Origin of the sequence: Micromonospora sp. DT233 (genome assembly GCF_049841815.1) — a bacterium.
Lineage (GTDB): Bacteria > Actinomycetota > Actinomycetes > Mycobacteriales > Micromonosporaceae > Micromonospora.
On record NZ_JBNCLB010000015.1, the window covers coordinates 129,673 to 154,017 of the forward strand.

Consider the following 24,345-nt stretch of genomic DNA (forward strand, 5'->3'; position numbering starts at 1 on the left):
CCGCGTCTTTCCGTGCCCCCGCTTCCGGCTCCGGCTCCGGCTGCGGCTCCGGCTCCGGCTGCGGCTGCGGATGCGGTGCCATCCTCGGCGGGCCGGGGGCGGCACCGGCTGCTGCCGTACCTGCTGATCCTGCCCGGCGCGGCCTGGCTGCTGCTGTTCTTCGCCGTGCCGCTGCTGCAGCTCGGCGCCGCGAGCCTCTACGACCCCGGCGGCTCGCTCTCCAGCGGATACGCGCTGACCTGGGCGTTCGGCAACTACCCGGAGGCGGTGCGGGCGTACTGGCCGCAGTTCGCCCGCTCCTTCGGCTACGCCGGGGCGGCGCTGCTGCTGGCCCTGCTGACCGGTTACCCGCTGGCGTACGCGATCGCCCTCAAGGCCGGCCGGTGGAAGAACCTGCTGCTGGTGGCGGTGGTCGCCCCCATGTTCACCAGCTTCCTGGTCCGCACCCTGGCCTGGAAGACGATCCTCTCCGACAACGGGGCACTCGTCGGGCTGCTGCGCGACGTACACCTGCTCGCCCCCGACGGCCGGCTGCTGGCCACCCCCGTCGCGGTGGTGCTCGGGCTGACGTACAACTTCCTGCCGTTCCTGGTGCTGCCGCTGTACGCGAGCCTGGAGCGGCTCGACCGCCGGCTGCTGGAGGCGGCGGGCGACCTGTACGCGGGCGCGGCGCAGACGTTCCTCCGGATCACCCTGCCGCTGTCGATGCCCGGCCTGACCGCCGGCACACTGCTCTTCTTCATCCCGGCCGTCGGCGACTACATCAACGCGGAGCTCCTTGGCACCCCGACCGACTACATGATCGGCAACGTCATCGACTCGGCGTTCCTGGTCCGGCTGGACTACCCGCAGGGCGCGGCCCTGTCGTTCCTGCTGATGGCGGCGATCCTCGCGGTGGTCCTCGGCTACCTGCGGCGGATCGGCGCGGAGGAACTGCCGTGAGGCTCTCCCGCTGGCTGGCCGAACACTGGGTGATGGGCGTCGCCCTGCTCGTGCTCGGCTACCTCTCGCTGCCGATCGCCGTCGTCGTGGCCTGGTCGTTCAACCGCCCGTCGAGCCGCCTCTCCTACGACTTCCACGAGTTCACCCTGGACAACTGGCGGCAGCCCTGCGCCACCTCCGACATGTGCGACGCGGTGCTGCGCAGCGCGCAGATCGGCTTCCTCGCCACCGTCGTCGCCACCGCGATCGGCACGCTGATGGCGTTCGCCCTGGCCCGGCACCAGTTCACCGGCCGGGCCGGGGTCAACGTGCTGGTCCTGCTGCCGATGGCCACGCCCGAACTGGTCATGGGCACCGCGCTGCTCGCCCTCTTCGTCTCCGCCGGCGTGCCGCAGGGGTTCTGGACCGTCCTCCTCGCCCACGTCATGTTCTGCCTCTCCTTCGTGGTGGTCACCGTCAAGGCCCGGCTGGCCGGCATGGACCGGGGGCTGGAGGAGGCCGCCGCCGACCTGTACGCCGGCCCGTGGCAGACGTTCCGCCTGGTCACCCTGCCGCTGGCGTTGCCCGGCATCGTGGCCGCCGCGCTGCTGGCGTTCTCGCTCAGCTTCGACGACTTCATCGTCACGAACTTCACCGCCGGCACCACCGTCACGTTCCCGATGTACGTCTGGGGTGCCGCCCAGCGGGGCATCCCGCCGCAGGTCAACGTCATCGGCACGGCGATGTTCGCCACGGCCCTGCTCCTGGTGACCCTGACCTCCTTCCTACACCCCCACCGCCCACCCCACCCCTAACCCACCCCCACCCCCCTCCCGCCCCCCGCCCCCCTCCCGCCCCCCGCCCCCCGCCCCCGCCCCCCTGTCCGCGCCGATCATGGAGTTGTGGTGCCCGACAAAGTCATCATGCGGGGCATCTCGGGCACCACCACTCCATGATCGGCGTTGGTGGGCGGGTGGTGTAGCAGGTTGGGGCGGGGTGTGGGGGTTTTCCACAGAGGGCGGTGTTGTCCACAGGGTTGGTGGACGGGGTGGAACGGGGGTGGCTGGGGCGCGATCGTGCGGGGATGGCAGGCGATGAGCTGTTCTCGTACCGGGAGTTGTTGGGGGCGGGGCTCAGTCGGGAGGCGGTGCGCAGCCGGGCCCTGGCCGGTCGGCTTCCTCGGCTGACGCGGGGCGTCTACGGCAACGGGCCGGGTGCGGAGTTCCTGCCCGCGCTGTTTCGGCGGCTCCCTCCGGAGGCGGCGGTCGGATTCCAGACCGGGGCGCAACTGCACGGATTCGGGGCCCTGCCCTCCGCAGACGTGCACGTGATCGTGCCGGCCGGTGCGGTCGTACCGCAAATCCGGGGGGTGGTGGCGCACGAGGCGATCCTTGCCGTACGCGATGTCGCGCTTGTTGCGGGCGTGCCGTGCGCTTCCGCTGCCCGGTGTGCCGTCGACGTGGCGCGTACGGTCCGTCGGATGGATGCCCTTGCGCTGCTCGACCTCTGCCTGCGGGTCGGTGCCTGCCTACCCGACGACCTGCGGGCCGAGGCGTCCCGGCATGCGCGGCTGCGGGGCGTTCGCCAGGCGCGTGAGCTCGTCGACCTCGCAGACCCGCGGGCGGAGTGCCGGCAGGAGAGTCAACTGCGTCTGGTGCTCATCGACGCCGGCCTGCCGACGCCGGAGCCGCAGCTGTGGGTACCGGACACGTGGGGCGTGCCGCTGTACCGGCTCGACCTTGGTTACCGAGGTCGCCGGGTCGGCATCGAGTACGACGGGGCGTCGCACCTGGACCGTGATCAGCTCCGTCACGACCGCTTCCGGATGAACTGGCTCGCGGCCCACGGCTGGCAGATGCGCTACTTCACCGACCGTGACCTCTACCGCCGCCCCGAACACATCGCGTCCACGATCGCCGCCCTCCTCCACCCCTGACCTGCACCGCCCCCACCCGCCCCGCCCGCCCCCGCCCCTGCCCCGCCCCGCCCGCCCCCCCCGAGCAAGCGTCGATCATGGAGTTGTGCGGCCCCAGATAACGGGCATTCATTCCATCTCGCCCACCATGGATCCATGATCGACGCGGACGGAGGGGGTTACCAGGTGCCGTCGTCGTGGACCCGGGACGGGGTGCGGCCGAGTAGCAGCGTGGTCAGGGCGGTGTCGATGTCCGGGCCCAGGAACCACTCGCCGGCCTGGTCGAGTGCGAAGATCCGGCCGTGCTCGTCGACCGCGAGGATGCTCTCCCGGCCCTCCGCGCCGATGGGGAAGAGCCGGGTGCCGAGCACGGCACCGAAGTCCGCCAGCGTGTCCGCCGAGTGCGCCACACGCGTCGGATTGGTGTGGAAGTGGCTGATCCAGACCTCCTCGCCGGGTCCGCGACGGCGGGGGTGGACGGCCGGGAACGCGGTCAGGACGGCCTCGGCGGCCGGGAACGGCTCGTGCCGGTGCCGCCGACCGGTCACCTGGCAGGTCTCCCTGATGGCTCCCGCCGCCATGGCGGCGTTGAACATCGTGTCCTCCCACCCTCCGTCCATCAGCGAGTGCCCCACCTCGGCGGGGAACCGGTCGGGGTGGATCGGCGTCTGCGGCTGCGGCCACCACTGCCGGGTGTACGCCAGCTCGGGCCACTCGAGCGCGTGGAAGTGGACCAGGAAGTTCAGGCACGAGTCGCAGGGCCGTTCGGCGGGACCACCCGCCGGGTCGCCCGGCTCGCGAACCCGGTGCACGCTCAGCCGGGTCGTCTCGAACAGCGCCTGAGCCTCGCTCATCGTCAGCGGTGCCTGGCCCTCGGCGGCGCGGCGGTGGTCGTGGGCGTGCAGCACGTCGGAGACCACGATCATCTCCGCGTGCCGCTCCCCGCCCCGGACGAGGTGCCCCGGCGGCAGCTCGTCGAGGTACGCCCGGACCAGCGGGTGATGGCGGAGGGTCAGATCGCCCTTGGCGCCCTGGGCGATGTGTAGGTGCCCCTCGACGCTCAGCTGCGCGACGGCACCCGGCGTGGGGAGGCGGCGGATCTCGCGGAGCAGTTGGCTCGCCGGGTCGACCGTGCGGGGCGCCTGCTGCGCCGGTCGGCTGCGCCGGTACATCTCCCGGACGGCGGTGAAGGGCAGGCGCGGCCAGGTCGAGACCTCGCCGGTCTCCTTGTCCACGACGGTGGTCGGCAGGTCGCCCGGGAGCACGGTGGCCGACGCGTCCACGCTGGACGTGATCAGCCAACCGAGGTCGAACTCCTCGACCAGCGGGGCGCACTCGTGCCCGAGACGCTGGGAGTCCCGATGGGCCCAGACGGTGGCCAGTTCTTCGGCCTGCTGACGGTCGATCACCCATCTGAAGTTACCGGACCCCACGGAAACTGTGGCGCCCGGTATGGTCTGGCCTACTTACGGTGAGGGGGAGGGTGGCGTTGGTCGAGAGTGCGGACCGGGACACCAACCGGGAGCTGCGGGCCCGGTTCGACGACGTGTACGGGCAGTACCGGCGGCTCCGCTCCGGGCTGGACGAGCTCCAGTCCCGCCTCGCGGAGTTCCGGATCACCGAACGCTCCGACGACGGGCAGGTCACAGTGGTCGTCGGCGCCCGAGGAGAGATCGTCTCGGTGGATCTGCACGCCTCCGTCTTCCACGACCGGGACGCCCGAGCGCTGAGCCGGAAGATCACCACGACCGTGCACCGGGCCACCGCCGTCGCCGTGGCCGCCACCCAGGAACTCGTCGCGGGATACCTGCCGGCCGGCTCCGGGTCGCTGGACTTCCTGCGTACCAACGACTTCGGTGCCCTGCTCGGGCGGGCCGACGCCGTCATGCGAGGCGAGGAGCGATCGGCGTGACCGATGGGCAGCTCTGGCTGGACCCGGTCCGGGCCCGGCGCGGCGGCGGCGACCTCGCCTCGGCCGGCGCGGCCGTCACCGCCCGACGCGCCCAGGTGGGCGACCAGATCGCGGCGGCCAGCGCGGCCCGGCCCTGGGGGCGGGACGACATCGGGGCCGCGTTCGAAAAGCAGTACCGCGGATTCGAGGAGACGCTGCTGCGCGCCTGGGCGGGCGTCGGCCGCGCCGTCGAGCACCTGGGCCAGGACGTCGTGCGGTCCGTGGACAACGAGGTGGCGACGGACGACCGCAGCGGTGCCCGCCTCGACCGAATCTCCGACCAGCGGCCCGCCGGGCGCTGACGACGCCGAGGACAGCCGTGACCCTGCTGCCGAGCCCGATTCCGCACCCGCTCGACTTCTCGCCCTGGGAGCTGCCCGGCTGGGTGCACGAGGCCCTCGACTGGGTGGTCGGGGTGGAGTGGCCGGAGGGCAACGAGCGGGCGGTCTGGGACCTCGCCGACCAGTGGTACGGCGTGGCCGAGGCACTGGGCGGGCCGCATGCCGACGCGGTCGCCGCCGCCGGTGAGGTGCGCGCCGGGTACGGCGGCGTCGGGGCGGTCGCGGCGGCGTTCGACGCCGCCTGGCGGCGGGTGACCGAGGGCGACGAGGCCCCGCTGCCGGTCCTGCTGGCCGTCAGCGGTGACCTCGGCCGGCTGGTCGAGGAGTGCGGCTGCGACATCGAGGGCGCCAAGCTCGAGGTCTGGATCGAGCTGGGCATCCTCGTGGTCGAGCTGTTGGCGTTGGCAGTGGCGGCGGTGCTCACCGCCGGGGCCGCCTCGCCCGCCGCCGGGGCGGCCATCACCGCCAGCCGCTTCGTCGTGCAGCAGATCTTCAAGAAGCTGATGGCGCAGTTGGCCCGCAAGAGCCTCAAGCAGGGCCTGAAGGAAGCCGGCGAGCGGGCCGCCAAGCAGGTGGCCGAGGGTGGCGCTCGAGGTCTGGCCCGGAAGGCGGCGCGCGGCGGGCTGGCGGAGGCAGCCGAGGAGGGCGGGGTCACGCTCGCCACCCAGACGTACCAGAACTCGACCGGCCGCAGGCACGGCCTGGACCTGGCAGACGCGGGAATGTCCGCGCTCGGCGGGTTGGCCGGTGGGGCGGTGGCGCCGCTGGCCGGTCTGGGGCGACACGCGAGCGGCCGGGGCGCGCGCATCGGCGAACACTTCGGCCGGGAGATGACCGGCGAGGTGCTCGCCGATCAGGCGGCCCGCCTGTCCACCGGTCAGGGGCCGATGTCACTGGAGGACGCGGCGCGGGCAGCGGCGTCGGGTGCCACCGGCTCGGCCACCGCACAGACCGACGCGGCGCTGCGCCAGCGACTCGACAGCCGGATGGCCGCCCTCGGCGGAACGTCCTTCGCCCCACCTGACCTGTCGGCCCCGCCTGGCGCGGCCGCCCCGCCTGGCGCGGTCGCCCCGCCGGGCCCGGTCGCCCCGCCCGAGGTGGAGGGCTCGTCGGGGCCCGGCAGGGCCGTGCCCACGCCGGGCGCCGGTGCCGAGGTCGGCGAGGCCAGCCACGACGCGGGACCTGTGGGTAGCCGACCCGCAGGCGAGCCCAGTCAACTCCCGCCGGACGGCGCTGCCGGGCCGGCCTCGCCGACGCCCGTGCCGACGCCGCCGACGACGGAGGTGCAGGCGGCCGGCGTCGTGTCACCGGCCGATCAACCCACCGAGCCGGTACCCGTGCGGGCCGTCGACCCCGCCGCCGACTCCCGGTCGTCGCCCCCGCAGCCAGGACCGGGGGTGAGTGAGGCGTCGGCGCGGGAGGCACAACCCACGCTGTCGTCCACGGCCACCCCCGAGGTCCTGCCGGCGGGGCTGCGCAGCGCGGACGCCGGGTCGGTGCCGGTGGCCGGTACCGTCGGGTCGCCGGCCGCCGACTCGCACCTCGGAGCCGGGCCGGGCGTCTCCTCGGATGCCCGTCCGGCATCCTTCTCGACCACCGCCACCAGCGCGAACACGGCGGTCGCCACCCCACTGCCGTCGCCTCAGCAGCACGGCGGCGACCCAGTCGGCGCGACCCGACAGGGTGAATACCGCTCACTCGGCCCTGCGGTCGTGTCGCCGGGGGCCCCGAAACCGAATCCGCCCGCCAGCCCACCGCCGCCCACGCCTCCGGCGCCACGGGGGCCCTCCGGCGGACCACCGCCGAGGTCTCCCGAGTGGTACGCCGCGCAGTGGGCCGCCGACCGCGAGGCCTTCGATCGGCGCCACTACCAGGACTATTTCCTACGGCAGCGGAGCTGGTACGAGGACAACCGGCGCAGGGATCGCGCCGCTGTGCTGCGGGCGAGCGCCGAGCACCACTACGAGCAGGCGCGGTGGCTCATGGAGCAGGCCCACGACCTGTACAACGCCGGTCGCCGGGAGGCGGCCGACAGGTTCGTCAGCGAGTCCGGGGTAAAGGAACGCCAGCATCACCGGCAGACGGAGCTTGCCGAGGAGGTGTTGAAGGGCACGGTCGCGCCCTCGGTCGTCGAGGTGCGCGGCGGGGACAACTTCGAGCGCCTCAACACCGACGTTCCGTCGCTCATCGTCGATGTGGCTCAGGTCAGCGGGCCCTCGGCGCTGACCGGCGACGACGACCCGCCCTCGATCGACCGGTCCCGCGCGTACGGGCAGTGGGGTGGCCTGCGGCCGCCGCTGGCGCTGCACCAGTCGGACCTGGAGGGGGCCATGCCCCGGGATGCCGACGGGCGGGTCCAGCGCTGCGCGGATCCCCGCCAGGGCGGGTGGTTCAAGCTCGCCAACGACGGCGGGCCGCGCGCGGACCCGACCCGAGGCATCAACTGTCTGGACTGCACCCTCTCGCTGTACGAGACGTGGATGCACGGCCGGCCCCGGGTCTCCGCGCCCCGCACCTTCGACGCGTACGCGCTCGGGGACATCAACCGGCCCCTCGGTGGCGAGATCGACGGCCCGGGGCGGGTCGAGGACGTCACCGGCGGCCGGTTCCAGAAACTTGCCGACGGCGCCGAGGACCTGCCGCCGCACGAGGCGTGGAAGGCCGTCCATCAGGGGTTTCGCAGCCTGGAGGACCAGGTGCGGGCCGGCGGCCACGGCACGTACGCGTTCCTCATCACCTCGTACGAAGGGGGCGGCTCGCATGCCTGGGCGGCGGTCAACCAGAACGGGAGCGTGGTCTACCTGGACCCGCAGAACGGCTGGGTCTCGGACATGCCGCTCTACGTGCACGGCGGTCGGCCGGCTCCGCACAACGTGACGGCGATCGACGCGCTGGTCGTCGGCCCGGACGGTCGTCCGCTGCCGTTGGCGGGTGCCGGGCCGGGGAACTTCAGCCAGCGCGGGCCGGTGGTGGATGAACGGCCCCCGCCAGAGCCGGAGCCGCAGGAGGACAGTTCACGGGAGCGGCAGCCGGGTCCCGAGGAACCGTTCGAGGACCGGAGTCTGAACCGGATTCACCTGCTCGGAGAGCCGGGCCCGGTCGATCCTGGGTTGCCGGGAATTGGCGGTTCTGGGCCGGAGAAGGGGTTTCCGGGTTCCGCGCCGGAGGATGAGGAAACGGCGGCGGGCAGACTTCGGCGGGAGCGTCTGGCGGCGCGTGCCTATCTGGAATTGAACGGGTCAGCGCCGAAGGACGTAATAGCGACGGCGGTCGACCTTGATCAGGTCTTTGCCGCGGGCGTCACACCGGTTGAGATTGCCGCTGAGTTGGACGGCCCGACACTACGCCGACTGGCACCAAGCCTGGACGAGGCAGCGGCGCGGGACGTCGCGAACCTGTTCCGACACGACCGTGTTCGGCAGATGCTTGATTTGTCCTGGCGGAATCCGCCCGACGGTGAGCCAATGATTGCCGAGACGCTGGTGAAGCAACTAGCGGAGCTTCCCAGTCTGGCGCGAATCATTCTGACGACTCCGGAACTTGCGAAGTCGCTGACGGTGCGACCGATCACCCTGCACCATCTGGCGAGCCACCACCGTGCGATTTCGATATTGGAAACCGTGGTGCAGGAGATTGCTGATATTGTGCCGACACAAGATGCTGTCAGCGTTGCTCCCACCCCGAAACCGACACCCCTGACTCCTCGCCAGGTGGAGGTTAGTGCAAGTGTTGTCGTTGACAAATCCCGTAAGGTAAAGCAGTCGGGATTCGATGATAAACGACGTGCGGACGCTGTTTATAGATCCGCTTACCTTGATATCCTGTATCAGTCTGCGGCGGTAGCGCAGGGAGAGTTGGTCGCGCTGGCCAAGGAACTTGCGCAAGTTGGAGGGCGAGAGTCTGGGCGCGCAGGCTGGCGGGATAAGCCCAAGGTCAGGAAACGAGCGGAAGACAAGGTCAAGAAGTATGATGGCGACGTCGGCCGGCTCCTTGATCTTGCTGCCGCGAAGGTTGAGTTCGATTCATTGGATGACCTGTACGAAGCTCTCGATCGGTTACGGGATTACCCAAGAGTGCGAGTCGTCAGATTCGAAGATCGCTTCCAAAATCCGGAGGCCAGTGGCTATCGAGACGTTCAATTGGTACTGAGTATGTCCAACGGGCATCTCGCAGAGTTTAGGTTGCATCTGGCCGCCTTGGATGAGGTGGCTGTCTGGGAACATGCGCTCTACGAGGTTAAGCGGGACATCGAGGCTATCGCCCGGGAGGAGGGGCGGGAGCTGACGGTCCGCGAGCGGGCAATCGTGGCCAGAATCCTTCAATACCAACAGCAATTCTTTTGGGATGCGTTAAAATCGGCTATTCAGGAATGAGTATGGACTATAATCCCACTCCCGGCTTGGTTCTTCCCTCTTACCACCTCTACTACGCCGCGCCCGCCAAGATTGTGGAATCGGCCGAGGGTGGCATCGTGGTCTGGCGTGTGTCCATCGATACTGGGGGTTGGCGTCGTCAGGACGAAATTTTATTTGAGCTCCTTTTCGCCGGCGCTGGCTATGACATAGTCAGAATTCCGCCCGCACGTTTCGTACAGGAGGTTGAGGCATACCGAGGGGATTACCTGTCGGGGGAGGGGCCAATATTCGCTCTCTACGAGACCGTGGAAGCGATCGTCGACGCGGCGCAGCGAGAGAATCGAAATCTTACGGAGAGGGAGAGTGCGCTGGTGGAGGGGATCAGGCGGAAGACCTTCGTCATGTTCGAGGAGCAGCTGCAGCAGCAGGGTGACCCAGGGGCGGACCCGACCATCGCCGACTCGTAGCCCGGTCCGCCCCTCCCTGTCCCAGGGCGTCCCGGCGGGGAACCCGGTGGACGCGGGTGGCCGTGGTGTGGCTATTATTAGTCCGCACGCCGCCCGGCCCAGCCGGCGCGGGGAGCGTGGTGGCTGTAGCTCAGTTGGCAGAGCACCGGGTTGTGGTCCCGGTTGTCGTGGGTTCAATTCCCATCAGTCACCCTCGCAAGAAGGCCCCCTCCGCTCGGAGGGGGCCTTCTTCGTGCTCGAGGTGCTGGTCAGGCGGTCGGCTCGGCGCTCGGCGTCGTCCCGGCGTCCCCGGGGGTCGCCCCCGCGTCGGGGGAGGCGGCGGCGTCCGGGTCGTACGGCACGGCGCTGCCCTTGACGTACTGGTCCCAGCTCATGTTCCAGTCGGTCCAGCCGTTGCCGTTGGCGAGCTTGCGCTCGGTGCCCTTGACAGTGATGGGGTCACCGATCCGGGTGTTGGAGAAGAGCCAGGCGCCGTTCTTCATCGAGACGTTGACGCAGCCGTGCGAGACGTTGACGCTGCCCTGCTGTCCCTCCGACCACGGGGCCGCGTGGATGAACTCACCGCCCCACGTGAGCCGCTGGGCGTAGTCGATCTTCGTGCGGTAGCCCTCCTCGGGGCCCAGCTCCTCCATCGTGTCGAAGACCGTCTTGCGCAGCTTCTCGATGACGACCATGGTGCCGCTGGAGGACGGGGTGCTCTTCTTGCCGAGGCTGACCGGGATGGTCTTGACGACCTTGCCGTCCTTGGTGACGGTCATCCGCTTGGTCTTGTTGTCGACCGTCATGATCGTCGCGGGGCCGGTCTTGATGTCGACGGCCAGGTCCGCGCGGCCGTACCAGCCGTTGCCGAGGGGGAGGCCGCCGGCCTGGATCCGGTACGAGATGGTGCTGCCGGCCTTCCAGAACTCCTTGGGCCGGTACCGGACCTCGGTCGGGCTGACCCAGTGCCAGATGCCCTCCTGGGCGGGGGTGGAGGTCACCGTCATCCGGCGCTGGACGTCGTCGCGGTACTCCTCGGGGATGGCCCGGCCGAACTTAACGATCAACGGCATGCCGACGCCGACGACCTGGTTGTCGCCGAGGAAGCTGCTGACCCGGATCTGCTTCGCGGGCTTGGCCATCGTGGTGAACTTGCTGGTCGCCTGCGCGGGCTTGCCGTCGTCGCCGGTCGTGGTGACGGTGGCGGTGTAGGTCTCCGCGTACTTCAGTGCGCCCTTGGGCAGCCAGCTCTTGCCGTCGGCGGCGAGCGTGCCCTCGACGGCGGCCCCGGCGGAGTCCTTCAGCTCGACGGTGGCGTCCTTGGCGTCCTTCGCGGTGAAGGCGATGCCGGTGGACGCCGGCACGTCCTTTGCGTCGGCGGTGGGGGCGGTGATGGTCGCGCCGGCCTTCGGCGCGCTCTCGCCGCCGCCCTGCCAGCCGGGTGCCGCGCCGCCGCCGTCGCCGTCGGTGCAGCCGGAAGCGAGCGTGAGTACGACGGCGAGCAGTCCCGCCGCGAACATCCGGCGTCGGCCCTCGTGCCGGGTCAGCTGGTTCTGGGTTGCTCGCATGATTACCTCGCTGTCGTGGTGCCCCGGTTGCCCATCGTCTCTCACTGACGCACGGGAAGACTTACCCGTTGCCGGGGGTGAAGAGAAACACCCGAAGTGTCGTGTCCCAGATGTTGATAGAAGCGAGCACGACTCGGAAACGGCGCAGGGGCGGGGCACCCGGATTCGGATGCCCCGCCCCTGCGGGCGGTACGACGGTACGGGCGGTCAGGCCAGCGCCGGGCCGGAGCCGCCCTCCGGCACGGGCAGCGCGCTGCCCTTGACGAACGCGGCCCAGCTCAGGTTCCAGGCCGTCCAGCCGTTGCCGGCGACGAGCTTGCGCTCGGTGCCCTTGATGGTGATGGGGTCGCCGACCTTGGTCTGCGAGAAGAGCCACTTCGCCTGCGCCATGGAGACGTTGACGCAGCCGTGCGAGACGTTCTGCCGACCCTGCACGTGCTCCGACCACGGCGCGGCGTGGATGTACTCGCCGCCCCAGGTGAGGCGCTGCGCGAAGTCGATCTCGGTGACGTACCGGTTGGCCGGGTTGGGATCGTCCCGGGTGTCGAAGGTCGTCGACTCCTTCTTCTCCATGACCACCATCGTGCCGCTGGAGGACGGAGTGCTCTTCTTGCCCAGGCTGACCGGGATCGTGCGGACGACCTGGCCGTCCTGGGTGACGGTCATCTTCTTGTCGGCGTTGTCGACCTTCATGACGAACGAGCGCCCGATCTTGGCGGTGGCGCTCCGGTCGACGTTGCCGTACCTGCCGTTGCTGAGCGGGATGCCGGCCAGTCCGATCCGTACCGTGATCTTCGTGCCGGCCTTCCAGTACTCCGGTGCCCGGTAGTAGGCCTGGGTGCCGTTCGAGACCCAGTGCCAGGCCCCCGGCTGCGGCGGATCGGTACGGACGAACATCCGCTTCTGCACCGCCGCCCGGTCCTTGGCCGGGATGCCCGGGTGGAACTCGGTGACCACCGGCATGGCCACCCCATACGTCCGGTCGTCGAACAGGTAGAGCCCCGAGGCGATCACCGAGCCTGGCTTGGCCATCGTGGTGAAGGTGCTGGTGCCCTGCCGGGTCTCGCCCCCCTCGCCCGCGGCCGTGACGGTGGCCGTGTAGCGGGTGCCGTACTTCAGCGCGCTGTTCGGCACCCACGACGAGCCGTCGGCCCGCCACCGACCCTCGACCTTCTTGCCGTTCGAGGCGGTGAGCGTGACGTCACTCACTTTGCTGCCCGCCGGGAGCTTCACGGAGATCTCGGTGCTGACCGGCTTGTTCTTCGCCCCGTCCGCCGGGCTGACCTTGAGCGACGGCGCGGGGCTCGCGGCCGACCCGGACGGAGCGGTGCCCGATTCAGCGGCGACACTGCTGCCGACGGCGGGGGGACCATCGACGAACTCCGCATTCTTCTGGTCGTCCCCGCACCCGGTCAGTGTCAGCGACGCCATCAGGGTCAGGGTGCTCACCAGCGCCCCGGCCCGCGCGAACCTGCCCATTCCCACCTCTGTTCTCGTGTGCCTGGCGGACATCGTGCCGCATCCGAGCGGGTTCGTGGCGACCGCAGGCTTCGTGGACGGGGAATTTGACAGGTAATGTCCGGTAACGTTGCCCGAAGGGGGGAGCCGGGTATCGGATTGGAACCCTCCTCGGAGGCCGTGCTAGGGTTCTCTCCGTTGCCAACGAGCGCCGCTAGCTCAACTGGCAGAGCAGCGGACTCTTAATCCGCGGGTTCGGGGTTCGAGTCCCTGGCGGCGCACCAGCAGCAAGGCCCCGACCCGGGTTTTCAATCCGGGTCGGGGCCTTTTTGTGTACCTGCCGACGGGCTCGGTGCTCGGGAGCCGTCGGACCGCTCGCTACCGGATTCGGGCTCGGCGGGGCCTGTCCCGCGACACCGGCAGAGAGTGTCGCGGGACAGGACTCGTCACGCTTCCGTGAACTGTGCGTCGATCTCGTCGGCCGACAGGACGCCTTGCCATGCCCGGACGCGATCTACGGCTCCGTGCCAGAAGTCCCGCGGTGAGTTCCACTTGGCGCGGCCGACGGTGAAGGCGTTGCCCGCGTGCCAGCCGGTGGCCAGCGCTCCGGATGCGACCAGGTCGCCGTTGACGTACAGCCGTTGCTGTCCGGCGGTCGCGTCGAACACGGAGACCACATGGGTCCAGGCGCCCACCGTGCATGGCGTCGCCCAGACCTGCTTGGTGGAGTAGTCGACCCCGGATGCCTGCATGAACGCCCATTGCGGGGTGCCGTTGGTCCGGCAGCCGACGAACAGCCCGGACACCACGCTGCCCTCCTGGGCGATCGCCGTGCGGGTGCCGTCGTTGGAGTCGGGACGGATCCAGGCGGAGATCGTGTACGACTGGTCGCTGCGTAGCACTGGGCCGACCGTCGCGGCGGAGCCGGATACGCCGTCGAAGCAGAGGCCCCCCGTGAAGTTGTATCCGTCACACCACTGGGTGTTCGGTGCGTCCGTCAGGGTCAGTGGATTGCGGTAGGTGGACTCGTCCAGCACCTGTCGGGGTGCCTCTTCGTCCCAGTCCTCCATCTCCCATGCCCCGGCGAGCACCGGCTTGACCTCTGGGGCAAGGTCGGTGTCGGGATTCAACGCTCTGTCCCATACCTGCACCTCGGACACCTCACCCCACCACGGATTGTTGATTGTTCCGTTGTACTTCGCCCGCCCGAACAGCAGCGGACCGGTGGTGTTGGAGTTGGCGGGCTGCTGGGCGCTGCCCTGCTCCACCCCGTTCACATACAGCCGTCCGGTGTTGGTGGCGGCATCCCACTCCGCGGCGAGGTGCGTCCAGACGCCGATCGCTGGCGGAGCCGCTGACGTGATGCGGACGACTGTCGGGTAGTCAATGTCGCCGGAGTACATGTCCAGCACCCATCGATCGATCGGAGCCGGGGCGTACTCCAGGGCGAAGCCGCAGTTCCGGCTTCCCTCCTGGCAGACCACTGAGCGGAAGTACGCGGTCTTGCCGGACATCTTGGCCCAAGCGGCGACCGCGAAGGTCTTGGAGGTGTCCAACACGGGGCCGGCGGTCGCCGCCTGGTCGTCGACACCGTCGAACTTCAAGGCCCAGTCCTTGCCGTTGGCGACGTGCGTCCCGGGCAGCCGGCCCTCGACCCAGGTGGTGCCGTTCGCCAGCGTCGAGGTCGGTCCGCCCGCCGGGGTGGTCTGCAGCTCCAGGCCGGTGCCTTCGTCGAGTCGCCACACCGCCTTGGGCGCCGACGGTTCGGCGACCAGGAAGCGATAGTCCTTCGGTGCCGACCGGTTCTGCGACTGGTCCCGAGAGCGGACGGTGAGTACGTTCTCGCCCGAGTGCCGGGGGGTGATCAGCACGGTGGCGATGCCGCCGAGGCCGGCTGCCTGGACGACGGCAATCGCGCCGCCGTCGAGCTGGTACTCGTAGTCGTGGACGTCCGCCTGACCGTTGGCGCCGAGGGTGAACCGGCCGGTGAGCCCGACGCTGCCTAGCCAGCTGTCGTTCGGCGGCGTCTCGAGGTAGACGCTGTCGGCTGGGGTGACGGTCGGCGTCAGCGCGGGCGGCGTCACGTCGTAGTCGAACTCGCACCAGGGCGACCAGTTGGAGGCGCCGCTCAGGGTGTCCTTGGTCTGTACCTGCCAACGAATCAATCCACCGGTGATGACGCCGGAGGGAACCTGGACCTCGGCCTTGCTGCCGGTCGGCACACCGGAGTCGACCTTGGGCCATCCGGTCACCCCGGCCCAGGCGGTGCCGCTCCACTTCTGCAGCGCGAAGGTGCCGGAAAGCAGGCCGCCGTTGGTGCCGTCCGGGTCGGCCAGGGTCGCCTTCAGCCACGGGGTGGTCGAGCGGACGATCGGCCGGCCGGTGCCGGTGACGCAGGCGAGGGCAGGGGCGGTGTAGTCGGCATGCGTGGTCAGCGCCGAAGCCGGGGGCGTGGTCGGGTTGGTGTTGAACTCGACGGAGAGCTTTGTCTGGGCCGCGTCGAACTTCTTCCAACGCGACTCGGTGCCCTCGTCGGTGCCATCACTGTCCCTGGTCGACAGGGCCAGCGTGTAGTTCGAGGTTCCCTGGCCGGTTGCCACCAGGTCTGTCTTGAGAGTGCCGGAGGCGAATTCCAGGTACGAGTCGGGCTGCGGGTCGTCGCCGCAGCCGGCGCCCCCGGACGGCTTGTGCGCGTGCCCGGACCGCTGCTCGATGTACTTCTCGAGGTTCGGCCCGTCCCAGGTCTGCTTGCCGGAGGTGGTCAGATCCGCCGTCCGCCACAGGTTGACCGGGCTCGAGGTGCACGAATAGGAGTGGGTCATCTCGGTGATGAACTTCACCGTACGCACCGACTTGCCGGCCAGGCCGGACAGGTTGAAGGCGAAGAATGATCGGTAGTTCCCGGAGCCGTCGGGATTGCTACCGACCCGGACGATGCCGTCGTCGCGAGTGGCGTTCGACGAGTTGGTGTAGCCCCAGCGGGCCTTGACGATGGTCGTCCACGGATCGATGATCACCGGGAAGACGGTCGTCGGATCAGTGAGCATGGACTTTTCCGGCACGATGACCAGCGCACCGTCCTCGACCGTGGTGGGCAGCTCGGCCTTGCGGGACAGATCCGGTGTCTGGCGCAGCAGCGACTCGGGGCCGGCCGCCCGCGCGCCGGCGGCCGAACGGCGGGCGGCGGGCACACCGGAGGCGTCCCACATGACCGCGCGGCCGGCGGAAACCTGCAGCGCTCCGGCGCTGTCACGGGCCTCGAAGCCTCCCTCGGCACGTCCGGCGATGGTCCAGCCGGTCGCCTTCATGCCCAGGCGCATCCTCTCAAGCGCCGGGTTGGTGGCGGCCTGTCGCGTCTTGACGACCAGGACATAGCCGAACCCGTCCACGGTGGCCGTCACCCGCAGGTCGACCTCGGGGAGCACCGAGGGGTAGACGGCCGTGGCGCCTTCGATCAGCGGGGCGGGAAGCTTCGTCGGCCAGGAGAACTCGAGCGAACCGCCCTGACCGCCGAGATTCACCAGCGGGCCACTCCCGCCGGCTGAGAACCTGACATCGGCCACCGTGGCGACGGGCTTGAGGCCGTCGTGGTCGGGGACGAGCCGGGTGTCGACCTGGCGCCAGCGCTTGTCGGCGCCCTTGGTCCAGCGGGGCATCGCGTACGACTCGTGCACGAGGGTGCCGTTCGGCGTCGCCACCAACCGGGTGCTCTCGGACTTGCTCCCTTCGACCTCGACGGTGCGCTGCGTGGCGGTGGCCAGCTTGACGGCATCGGCCTCCGGAGAGCCGCTGGGCGTTCCGCCCACCGGGTTGGGGGTGGCAGGAGTGCCGGTGGACGTGGGACTGGGCGTGGGTGGTGCCGTCGATGGTGCGCCGGCCACCGACGCGGACGGTCCGATAATCATCATCGATACCGCTACCGGCACGGCTGTAACGACCGCCGTGAGGCAGCGGAGAACATGTCTGGATGGAGTCACTGCGGCCCCCGTGGTCAGGATCTTGGTCGAGCGCAAAGTAGGGCTGCGGGGAGGGGGTGTCAAGGGCGCGGCAAGCTGGTTCTAAACAGGCCTTACCGCAGGAAGAGCGGGCGAACGAGCCAGCTGCCGACGTCCGAATTTGACCACTCTCGGCTGGTGTCTACATGTTTGATACTCAAATGTTTCGATTAATGGATCGACTCCTTTGTGGTCCTCGATGCCTCGCGTACCGTGTCGCCGCAGCGGCGGTGCCGTTCACCACGGGGGAGGAACCATGGAGCTGAATCCGTTATGTCGCGGCGCGATCCAGGACGGCAGCATCGGGTGCGGAGGGTTCGTCTGGGGCGCCGACCACGGCGTCTCCTGCTGACCTCGCCCCGCCGCCGCACCGCCGGCACACACTCCGCGTAATCCGGCTCTGTCCGAAAGCGATCAGCGCGCCGTCGACTCGCCACTGTCGACGAAGACGATCATCACGTAGCCACCGCTGCGTCGGGCCAGCATGCCTCCGGATCGCTGCTTCGCCCTGCGCCAAGGCCATTCGACCTGCGCTCACGCGAGCGAGTGCCTGCCCGGACTGCTGCCCGGGTGCCGTGCGGCTGACGCCCACTGACTCACCACCTGCCATGCCTGCGCCCAGGGGCGCCTGATCAAAGAGGGAAATACGTGTCTATATCGGAAGGAACCGCCGAGCGAACGACTCGGCGGCCGAGGCCACGGCGGCTCACCAGCCGGCTCAGACGACGGGCCATGCACGGGCTGGTCGTGGCCATGGCGATGGTGCTGACGGTGACGTCTGGTGCCTTCGTGCCCGAGCGGGCGGCAGCCGCCACGGTGTTCAAGTCGGAGGAGGCGCAGCGGTACCGCTCGGTCGACGGTCGCCCGGTGCCGGCCACCCGGCCGGCTGCGGATCCGGCTGAGGCGGCGGCGAAGGTCAAGCGTCCGCCGCCCGTCTGGCCCGCCGCCGCCGCGGCAGAGGCCGACCTCACCGCTATTCCCGCTCGGCTCCCGGCGGGAGCGAAGGCCCGGGTACGCCCCGGCGAGTTGCCCGTGCGGGTCGACGCCCCCGCCCGGGGCGGCAAGCCCGGTCGGGTGAAGGTCCAAGTGCTGTCCCAGGCCGCGGCGGCAGCCGCGGGTGTCAGAGGTGTCCTCTATCGGGTCAGCCGCACCGACGGCGCCACCGACGGCGCAGCGGTCCGCTTTTCGGCTGACTTCTCCGGGTTCCGGTCCGCCTATGGCGCCGACTGGGCCGCGCGGCTGCGCTTGTCGGTCCTGCCGGAATGTGCACTGGAGCAGCCGTCCTCGGCTGCCTGCACGTCGGTGCCGCTGAGCTCATCGCTGGACTCCGGCGCCGGTACGGTCACCGCCGACGTGCCCCTGGCCAGCGCCCCGGACGGCACCGCCGAGCGGATCGCCGCCCGCCCGCAGACGTCGGCCCTCGTCGCTCTGGCGGCCGGCGCTGCCGGCGGCTCGGGCGACCTCGCGGCCAGCAGCCTGTCGCCGTCGGCCACGTGGGGCCACACCGGCTCCTCGGGTGGCTTCACCTGGGCGTACCCCATGCGGGTCCCGCCGTCGGTCGGCGGCCCCGCGCCGCAGCTCGCGTTTGCCTATTCCTCGCAGGCAGTGGACGGCCGGCACGCCGCCTCGAACAACCAGCCGGGCTGGATCGGGGAGGGGTTCAGCTACGAGCCGGGATTCATCGAACGCAGTTACAAGTCCTGCGCCGACGACATGGACGGCAACGCCAACAATTCCACCGAGACGTGGGACCGGTGCTGGGGTACCGAGAACGCGGTCATCTCGCTCAACGGCAGCGCGAACGAGCTGCTCAAGGGGGCCGACGGTCGCTGGCACCCGGTGCGCGAGGACGGCTCGCGCGTCGAGCTGCTGAAGAACGCGGCGTTCGGCAACGGCGACGACGACAACGAGTACTGGCGGGTCACCACCGCTGACGGCACCAAGTATTGGTTCGGCCGGCACCGCCTGCCCGGATGGGCCACCGACATGCCGGAGACGAATTCCGTGCTCTCCGCTCCGGTGGCCGGCAACAACGCCGGCGAACCCTGCCACGAAAATTCCTTCGCTGACTCGTTCTGCGACCAGGCGTGGCGCTGGAACCTCGACTACATCGAAGACCGCTTCGGCAACACCACCTCACTGTGGTACAAGCGGGAGACCAACTACTACGCGCAGAACCAGAAGCGCGACGAGCCCGTCGCGTACCACCGGGGTGGATACCCGACGCGGATCGACTACGGCACCAACAACCGGTCCGGCACCGACAGTGTCTTCGCCACGACCGCGACGCCGGCGCAGGTGCACTTTCAGGTCGCTGACCGGTGCCTGTCGAACTGCGCCACGAAGGACGCCACCACCTGGCCGGACACCCCGTGGGACCACGAGTGCACCGAGAACAGCACCAACTGCCAGATCGGGTCGCCGACCTTCTGGAGCAGCAAGCGGCTGACCGCGGTGACCACCAAGGTGTGGCGGGCCGACCTGGGCCGCCACCAGGACGTCGACCAGTGGAACCTGCGTCAGACGTTCCCCGACCCCGGTGACACCACCCGGGCCGGCCTCTGGCTCGCCGGTATCACCCACAAGGGACTGAACGGCACCGCCATCTCCCTACCCGAGGTCACCTTCGCCGGTATCCAGATGCCCAACCGGGTCGATGCCAGCGGCGCGGACTGGGCCCCGGCGATGAACTGGTGGCGTGTCGGTTCGATCCGCTCGGAGAGCGGCGGCGAGATCTCGGTCAGCTACAGCGGTCGCGAGTGCGTCAAGGGCAGCGTCATGCCCTCCGCCGCGGAGAACAACAAGCTGCGCTGTTACCCCGTGCGGTGGACACCGCAGGGCAGGACCGACGACATCACGGACTACTTCCACAAGTACGTCGTCACGCAGGTGCAGCAGATCGACCACACCGGCGGGGCGCCTGCCTCGAAGATCTTCTACTCGTACGAAAATCCGTCGAACCTGCCGCTGTGGCACTACGACAGCGACGACGGGCTGATCGACCCGAAGCGCAAGACCTGGTCGCAGTGGCGGGGCTACCCGTACGTGGTGACAAAGGTCGGCGAGGGCCCCAAGCAGCAGGTGACTCGGACGTTGTACTTCCGGGGCATGCACGGCGACAAGACCTCCACCGGCACCCGGAACGTCAGCGTCGCTGGGATGGAGGGCGGGTCGGTCGCCGACCTCGAGCAGTACGCGGGCATTCCTCGCGAGCAGGTCGGATACCTGGACGGCGAGGTGCTGGCCGGGGTGGTGTCCACCCCATGGCGATCCACCACTCCGACGGCCACCCGGACCATCAACGACTCGACGGTCGAGGCTCGGTACGTGGCGGTGGAGAAGCGGGAGACCCGCACTCTGCTCGACGGGGAAAGCTGGCGTCGCAGCGCGACAGTGACCGAGTATGCGCAGGACGCTGCGCCACTGAAGATCAAGAATCTGGGCGACCCGGCCGATCCGAACGACGATCGGTGTCTGAGCCACGAGTACCTGTCGAACACCAACGCGGACGTGTGGGTGCTCCGCTCGTCGAAGCGGGTGCGTAGCTGGTCGGGCGACTGCACCGCCGGGCCGACCAGCGCCGCGCAGGTCACCTCGGACATGCGGTTCTCCTACGACCAGCTCGCCCACGGCACCGTCCCGACCAAGGGCCTCGTGTCGAAGGTCGAGCGGATGGCGTCCTGGAACGGCGGCAACCCCACCTTCCAGGTGGTCGGCACCTACCAGCACGACGCCCAGGGCCGGACCGTCGAGTCGACCGACGTCGCCGGCAGGGTCAGCAAGTCAGCCTTCACTCCGGCGGCGGGCGGCCCGCTGACCTCGGTCACGACGACCAACAACGCGAACTGGACCAGCACGGTGACGCTGGACCCGGCCTGGGGTGTGGTCACCCGGGAGAGCGACGTCAACAGCCGGATCACCGGAGTCACCTACGACGCTCTGGGACGTCGCACGTCGGTGCGGCTGCCGGACCGCCCGGTGGCAACCAACCCGACGCCGAACGCCGAATTCGACTACGTCATCAGCAAGACCGCGCCGAACGCGGTGACCACCAAGGTCATCAACGCCAACGGGGACCAACTCACCCGATACGAGCTCTTCGACGGCCTGCTGCGCCCCCGCCAGACCCAGACACCAGCCGTCGGCGGCGGTCGGACGATTACCGACACCTTCTACAACAGCGCCGGCGCCGTCTGGAAGTCCAACGCTGCGCACTACAACCAGAGCACGCCGGGCACGACGCTCTTCCTCGGCTACGACCTGGACATGCCGACGCAGACCCGGTACGAGTACGACTCCGCTGGCCGGGTCACCGACACGATCTTCTATTCGGAGAACGTCGAGAAGTGGCGCACCAAGGTTGCCTACCACGGTGACCGGGTGGACACCACTCCACCGGAGGGCGGCACCGCCACCACGGTCTACACCGACCTCGAAGGTCGGGCGACCCGCCTGTTGGAGTACCACGGCGCGACGCCCAGCGGCACGGCGGACGAGACACGTTACCGCTACCACCAGAACGGCCAGCTTGAGGAGGTCCAGGATGCCTCTCGCAACAAGTGGACGTTCGAGTACGACGAGCTGGGCCGCCTGAAGCGGACGGTCGACCCGGACCGGGGCGCCACGAGTCGTACCTACACCAGCGCCGACCAGTTGGAAACCGTGCGGGACGAGGCCCGGGGGATCACCCTGGCGCACACCTACGAGCCCCTGCTCGGGCGTCCCTCGACCGTGCGGGACGGCTCGGCGACCGGGGCGAAGCGGGTCGAGTGGACCTATGACCTCCCGGCCAAGGGCCTGACCAAGTCGGTATCGCGGTGGATGGGCACCGACGAGTACAAGTCCGAGCTGGTGACGGCCGACGCCCTGTACCGCCCCACCCAGACGAAGGCGACGATCCCGGCCGTCGAGGGCCTGCTCGCCGGCTCGTACGCCTTCCGCACCAGCTACAAGCCGGACGGCAGCACCAACACTGTCACCATGCCGGCGGCCGGCAACCTCACCTCGGAGACCGTCACCTACGGGTACGACACGACGCTGGGCCTGCCGAAGTCCCTCGCCACGAACTACGGCGACGCCACGCACTACGTGATCGACGCGGGATACACCAACTTCGGCGAGTCGAGCTACATCAACCGGTCCACCGCGTTGACCGGCAGCACGGTGTTGCAGTCCAAGCGGGAGTACGACGAGGCCACCCGCCGGGTGGAACGCACCGCGGTCCTGAGGTCCACGGGCTCGTCGTACGTCAGCGACACCCAATACGAGTACGACCACGCCGGAAACCTCGTCAAGGTCGACGACAATCCGCTCAACGGTCAGCGTGACACCCAGTGCTTCGAGTACGACCACCTACGCCGGCTCACGCAGGCGTGGACCCCGGCGTCCTCCGACTGCGCCACCGCCCCGGAGAGCACTCCGATGGGCGGCGCAGCGCCGTACTGGCAGAGCTGGGACTTCGGTGCCCCGACCGACCCGGCTGGCAGGACCGGCTCCCGGCTCAAGGAGGTCGACCACCTCACCCCCTCCGGAGTGCTCACCACCGAGTACGCCAACCGGCAGCAGGGGCAGCCCGCGGTCAAGCCGCACCTGGTCGACGGGTACACCGTCAAGAACGCCACCGGACAGGTCGTCAAGACCGGCGCCTACACCTACGACGAGGCCGGCAACACCAAGACCCGCCCAGGCCCCAACGGTCAGCAGACCCTGAGCTGGGACGCCGAAGGACACCTCGCCTCGGTGAGCGACTCCAAGGGCACGACCAGCTACGTGTACGACGGTCTCGGCAGCCGGCTGCTCGCCAAGTCGTCGAACGGAACCAAGACCCTCTACCTGGGAGGCATGCAGCTCGAACTGAGCGGCACGGTCGTGTCCGCGACCCGGTACTACAACTTCAACGGTGAGATCGTGGCCCAGCGGACCGGGGCGGGGGTCAAGTGGCTCTGCTCCGACCTGCAAGGCACCGCCCAGGTGGCCGTCAGCGCGGATGCGGCACAGACGGTCACTCGACGACGGCAGACGCCGTTCGGTGAGGAACGCGGGAGCCCACCGACCTGGGTCAACACCAAGGGTTTCGTCGGCGGTGACGTCGATCCCAGCGGATTGGTCCACCTGGGGGCCCGCGAGTACGACCCGAACCTCGGGCGGTTCATCTCCGTCGACCCGATCATCGACTTCAGCAACCCGCAGCAGATGCACGGGTACGCCTACGCCAACAACAACCCGATCACCTTCTCGGACCCGAGCGGACTGTTCTGGGGCGACTGCAAGACGTTCCTCTGCGGCGTCATGGACGGGATCTTCGACGCCCTCAACCTGCTGGCGATGCTGCAAGGAATCTGGAAGCTGATCAACAATCTCGGCGGCGCCTACAAGGCGGTCAAGGGTGAGGCCGAGAAGTGGGAGGAGAAGACCGGCAGCGAGGTCCTCGGCTGGACCTGTGCGTTGAGTGGCATCTGCGACATGCTCGACTCCTGCGCAATGACGCCCGATCCGTACGCGTGCGGCAAGGTCATCGGCGGAGCGCTCGTCGACCTGCTCATCACCGCGTTGACTGCGGGCGCCGGCGGCGTCGCCGCGATGGCGAAGAATGGCGTCAAGCGGGCGCACGAGCTGTCCAAGAAGCTGGGCATCCCCGATCCACATGCAAAGACCGACGTGACGCCGGACTCGCCTTCCGGCGACCGGAGTCCGACGGACGCCCCGGACAGTGACGGCGGCCCGACTCCCACGCCTGACCCTGCTCCTGCCCCGGGAGGAGGTAAGAAGCCTGCGCCCAAGGGCGACGACGACTCCAGAGGAAAGAAGCCGGGCAAGAACAAGCCCGCAGTGACCAGCGGCGGCCGCAAGGATGGCGGAAAGGTGGTTGCTGGCCACGGTTGGTACTTCTCGTCGAACGGTTACACTCCACCACTTTCGAGTGGAACCTACCTGCACTTCTACGTGCAGCACGGTGAAAAAATCCTCGACGTGGACGGCCTTCGCGTGGAGGGAGGAGCCAGAAGCATGAAGCCAGCTGAGACCTTCGGCCCCGGAGATCAGGTTCCGAATTACACCATCGGCCAGCCGAACGGCTTGAACATCCTGACCGGGTCCATTGTCGTGCAAGGGGACCGACTCCTCGGCGACATGCTGGCGGACGGTACGATCAGCGGTGTCTGTCACATGGCCGTGTGTCGTGAGGTCTTCTTCTGATATGTACTATCCCGATTTGAGCCCGTACTCCTACAACGCGCCAGCGGCGGGCTGTTCTCCATGCCTGAACGTGGGCTGGCTGGATGCTTCCCAACCGTTCCCTTCGGGATCGGTCGCCGCATCCTTCGTGGATCGCCTCTGTGCCTTGACGGACAAGCCGATAAATGTGACCCGCGGTTTCCACCTCTGCCCGTTCTGTCT

General features: G+C 69.2%; 12 protein-coding genes and 2 tRNA genes. 10 read left to right on the plus strand and 4 right to left on the minus strand.

Annotated features, from left to right (window positions below; all coding sequences use genetic code 11):
- Positions 1-75 precede the first annotated feature (75 nt).
- The 3 genes from ACLQ2V_RS24480 (at position 76) to ACLQ2V_RS24490 (ending at position 2,857) form a co-directional block, all read left to right on the plus strand.
- Entirely contained in the window at positions 76-942 is an 867-nt protein-coding gene (locus ACLQ2V_RS24480) for an ABC transporter permease (RefSeq protein WP_425720913.1), read from the plus strand.
- Positions 939-1,736 carry an ABC transporter permease gene (locus ACLQ2V_RS24485; protein ID WP_425720914.1) on the plus strand — a complete coding sequence of 266 codons (798 nt, stop codon included), beginning with the start codon at positions 939-941 and terminating at the stop codon, positions 1,734-1,736. The genes ACLQ2V_RS24480 and ACLQ2V_RS24485 overlap by 4 nt, the downstream gene beginning before the upstream one ends.
- A gap of 269 nt (positions 1,737-2,005) precedes the next feature.
- Positions 2,006-2,857 (plus strand): type IV toxin-antitoxin system AbiEi family antitoxin domain-containing protein, encoded by an 852-nt coding sequence (locus ACLQ2V_RS24490; RefSeq protein ID WP_425720915.1) that lies wholly within the window; start codon positions 2,006-2,008, stop codon positions 2,855-2,857.
- 158 nt (positions 2,858-3,015) lie between these two features.
- On the opposite strand, the gene ACLQ2V_RS24495 is transcribed toward ACLQ2V_RS24490, so the two are convergent.
- On the minus strand, positions 3,016-4,245 hold the full coding sequence (locus tag ACLQ2V_RS24495) for an SUKH-3 domain-containing protein (RefSeq protein ID WP_425720916.1): 1,230 nt from the start codon (positions 4,243-4,245) through the stop codon (positions 3,016-3,018).
- A 74-nt stretch (positions 4,246-4,319) separates the two neighbouring features.
- Between ACLQ2V_RS24495 and ACLQ2V_RS24500 the strand changes: the two genes are divergently transcribed.
- The 5 genes from ACLQ2V_RS24500 to ACLQ2V_RS24520 all read left to right on the plus strand — a co-directional run bounded on the left by ACLQ2V_RS24500 (position 4,320) and on the right by ACLQ2V_RS24520 (position 10,142).
- Positions 4,320-4,748, plus strand: a complete 429-nt coding sequence (locus ACLQ2V_RS24500) for a YbaB/EbfC family nucleoid-associated protein (protein ID WP_425720917.1) — start codon at positions 4,320-4,322, stop codon at positions 4,746-4,748.
- The gene (locus ACLQ2V_RS24505; RefSeq protein ID WP_425720918.1) at positions 4,745-5,089 is read left to right on the plus strand and encodes a hypothetical protein; all 345 of its coding nucleotides are present in this window, start codon (positions 4,745-4,747) and stop codon (positions 5,087-5,089) included. The genes ACLQ2V_RS24500 and ACLQ2V_RS24505 overlap by 4 nt, the downstream gene beginning before the upstream one ends.
- Before the next feature lie 17 nt (positions 5,090-5,106).
- On the plus strand, positions 5,107-9,501 hold the full coding sequence (locus tag ACLQ2V_RS24510) for a toxin glutamine deamidase domain-containing protein (RefSeq protein WP_425720919.1): 4,395 nt from the start codon (positions 5,107-5,109) through the stop codon (positions 9,499-9,501).
- Entirely contained in the window at positions 9,498-9,950 is a 453-nt protein-coding gene (locus ACLQ2V_RS24515; protein ID WP_425720920.1) for a hypothetical protein, read from the plus strand. The genes ACLQ2V_RS24510 and ACLQ2V_RS24515 overlap by 4 nt, the downstream gene beginning before the upstream one ends.
- Before the next feature lie 119 nt (positions 9,951-10,069).
- Positions 10,070-10,142: transfer RNA gene (locus ACLQ2V_RS24520), tRNA-His, on the plus strand.
- A gap of 56 nt (positions 10,143-10,198) precedes the next feature.
- Here the strand turns inward: ACLQ2V_RS24520 and ACLQ2V_RS24525 are convergent.
- Positions 10,199-11,497 (minus strand): Ig-like domain-containing protein, encoded by a 1,299-nt coding sequence (locus ACLQ2V_RS24525; protein WP_425720921.1) that lies wholly within the window; start codon positions 11,495-11,497, stop codon positions 10,199-10,201.
- A 207-nt stretch (positions 11,498-11,704) separates the two neighbouring features.
- Positions 11,705-12,976, minus strand: coding sequence for an Ig-like domain-containing protein (locus tag ACLQ2V_RS24530; protein ID WP_425720922.1), 1,272 nt, complete (start codon positions 12,974-12,976; stop codon positions 11,705-11,707).
- 187 nt (positions 12,977-13,163) lie between these two features.
- On the opposite strand from ACLQ2V_RS24530, the gene ACLQ2V_RS24535 reads away from it, so the two are divergent.
- Positions 13,164-13,239: transfer RNA gene (locus ACLQ2V_RS24535), tRNA-Lys, on the plus strand.
- 162 nt (positions 13,240-13,401) lie between these two features.
- Here the strand turns inward: ACLQ2V_RS24535 and ACLQ2V_RS24540 are convergent.
- Positions 13,402-16,968: a LamG domain-containing protein gene (locus ACLQ2V_RS24540; protein ID WP_425720923.1), complete on the minus strand. Its 3,567-nt coding sequence runs from the start codon at positions 16,966-16,968 to the stop codon at positions 13,402-13,404.
- 714 nt (positions 16,969-17,682) lie between these two features.
- On the opposite strand from ACLQ2V_RS24540, the gene ACLQ2V_RS24545 reads away from it, so the two are divergent.
- A complete protein-coding gene (locus tag ACLQ2V_RS24545; protein ID WP_425720924.1) occupies positions 17,683-24,144 on the plus strand; it encodes an RHS repeat domain-containing protein in 6,462 nt (2,153 codons plus the stop codon).
- Positions 24,145-24,345: the final 201 nt, after the last annotated feature.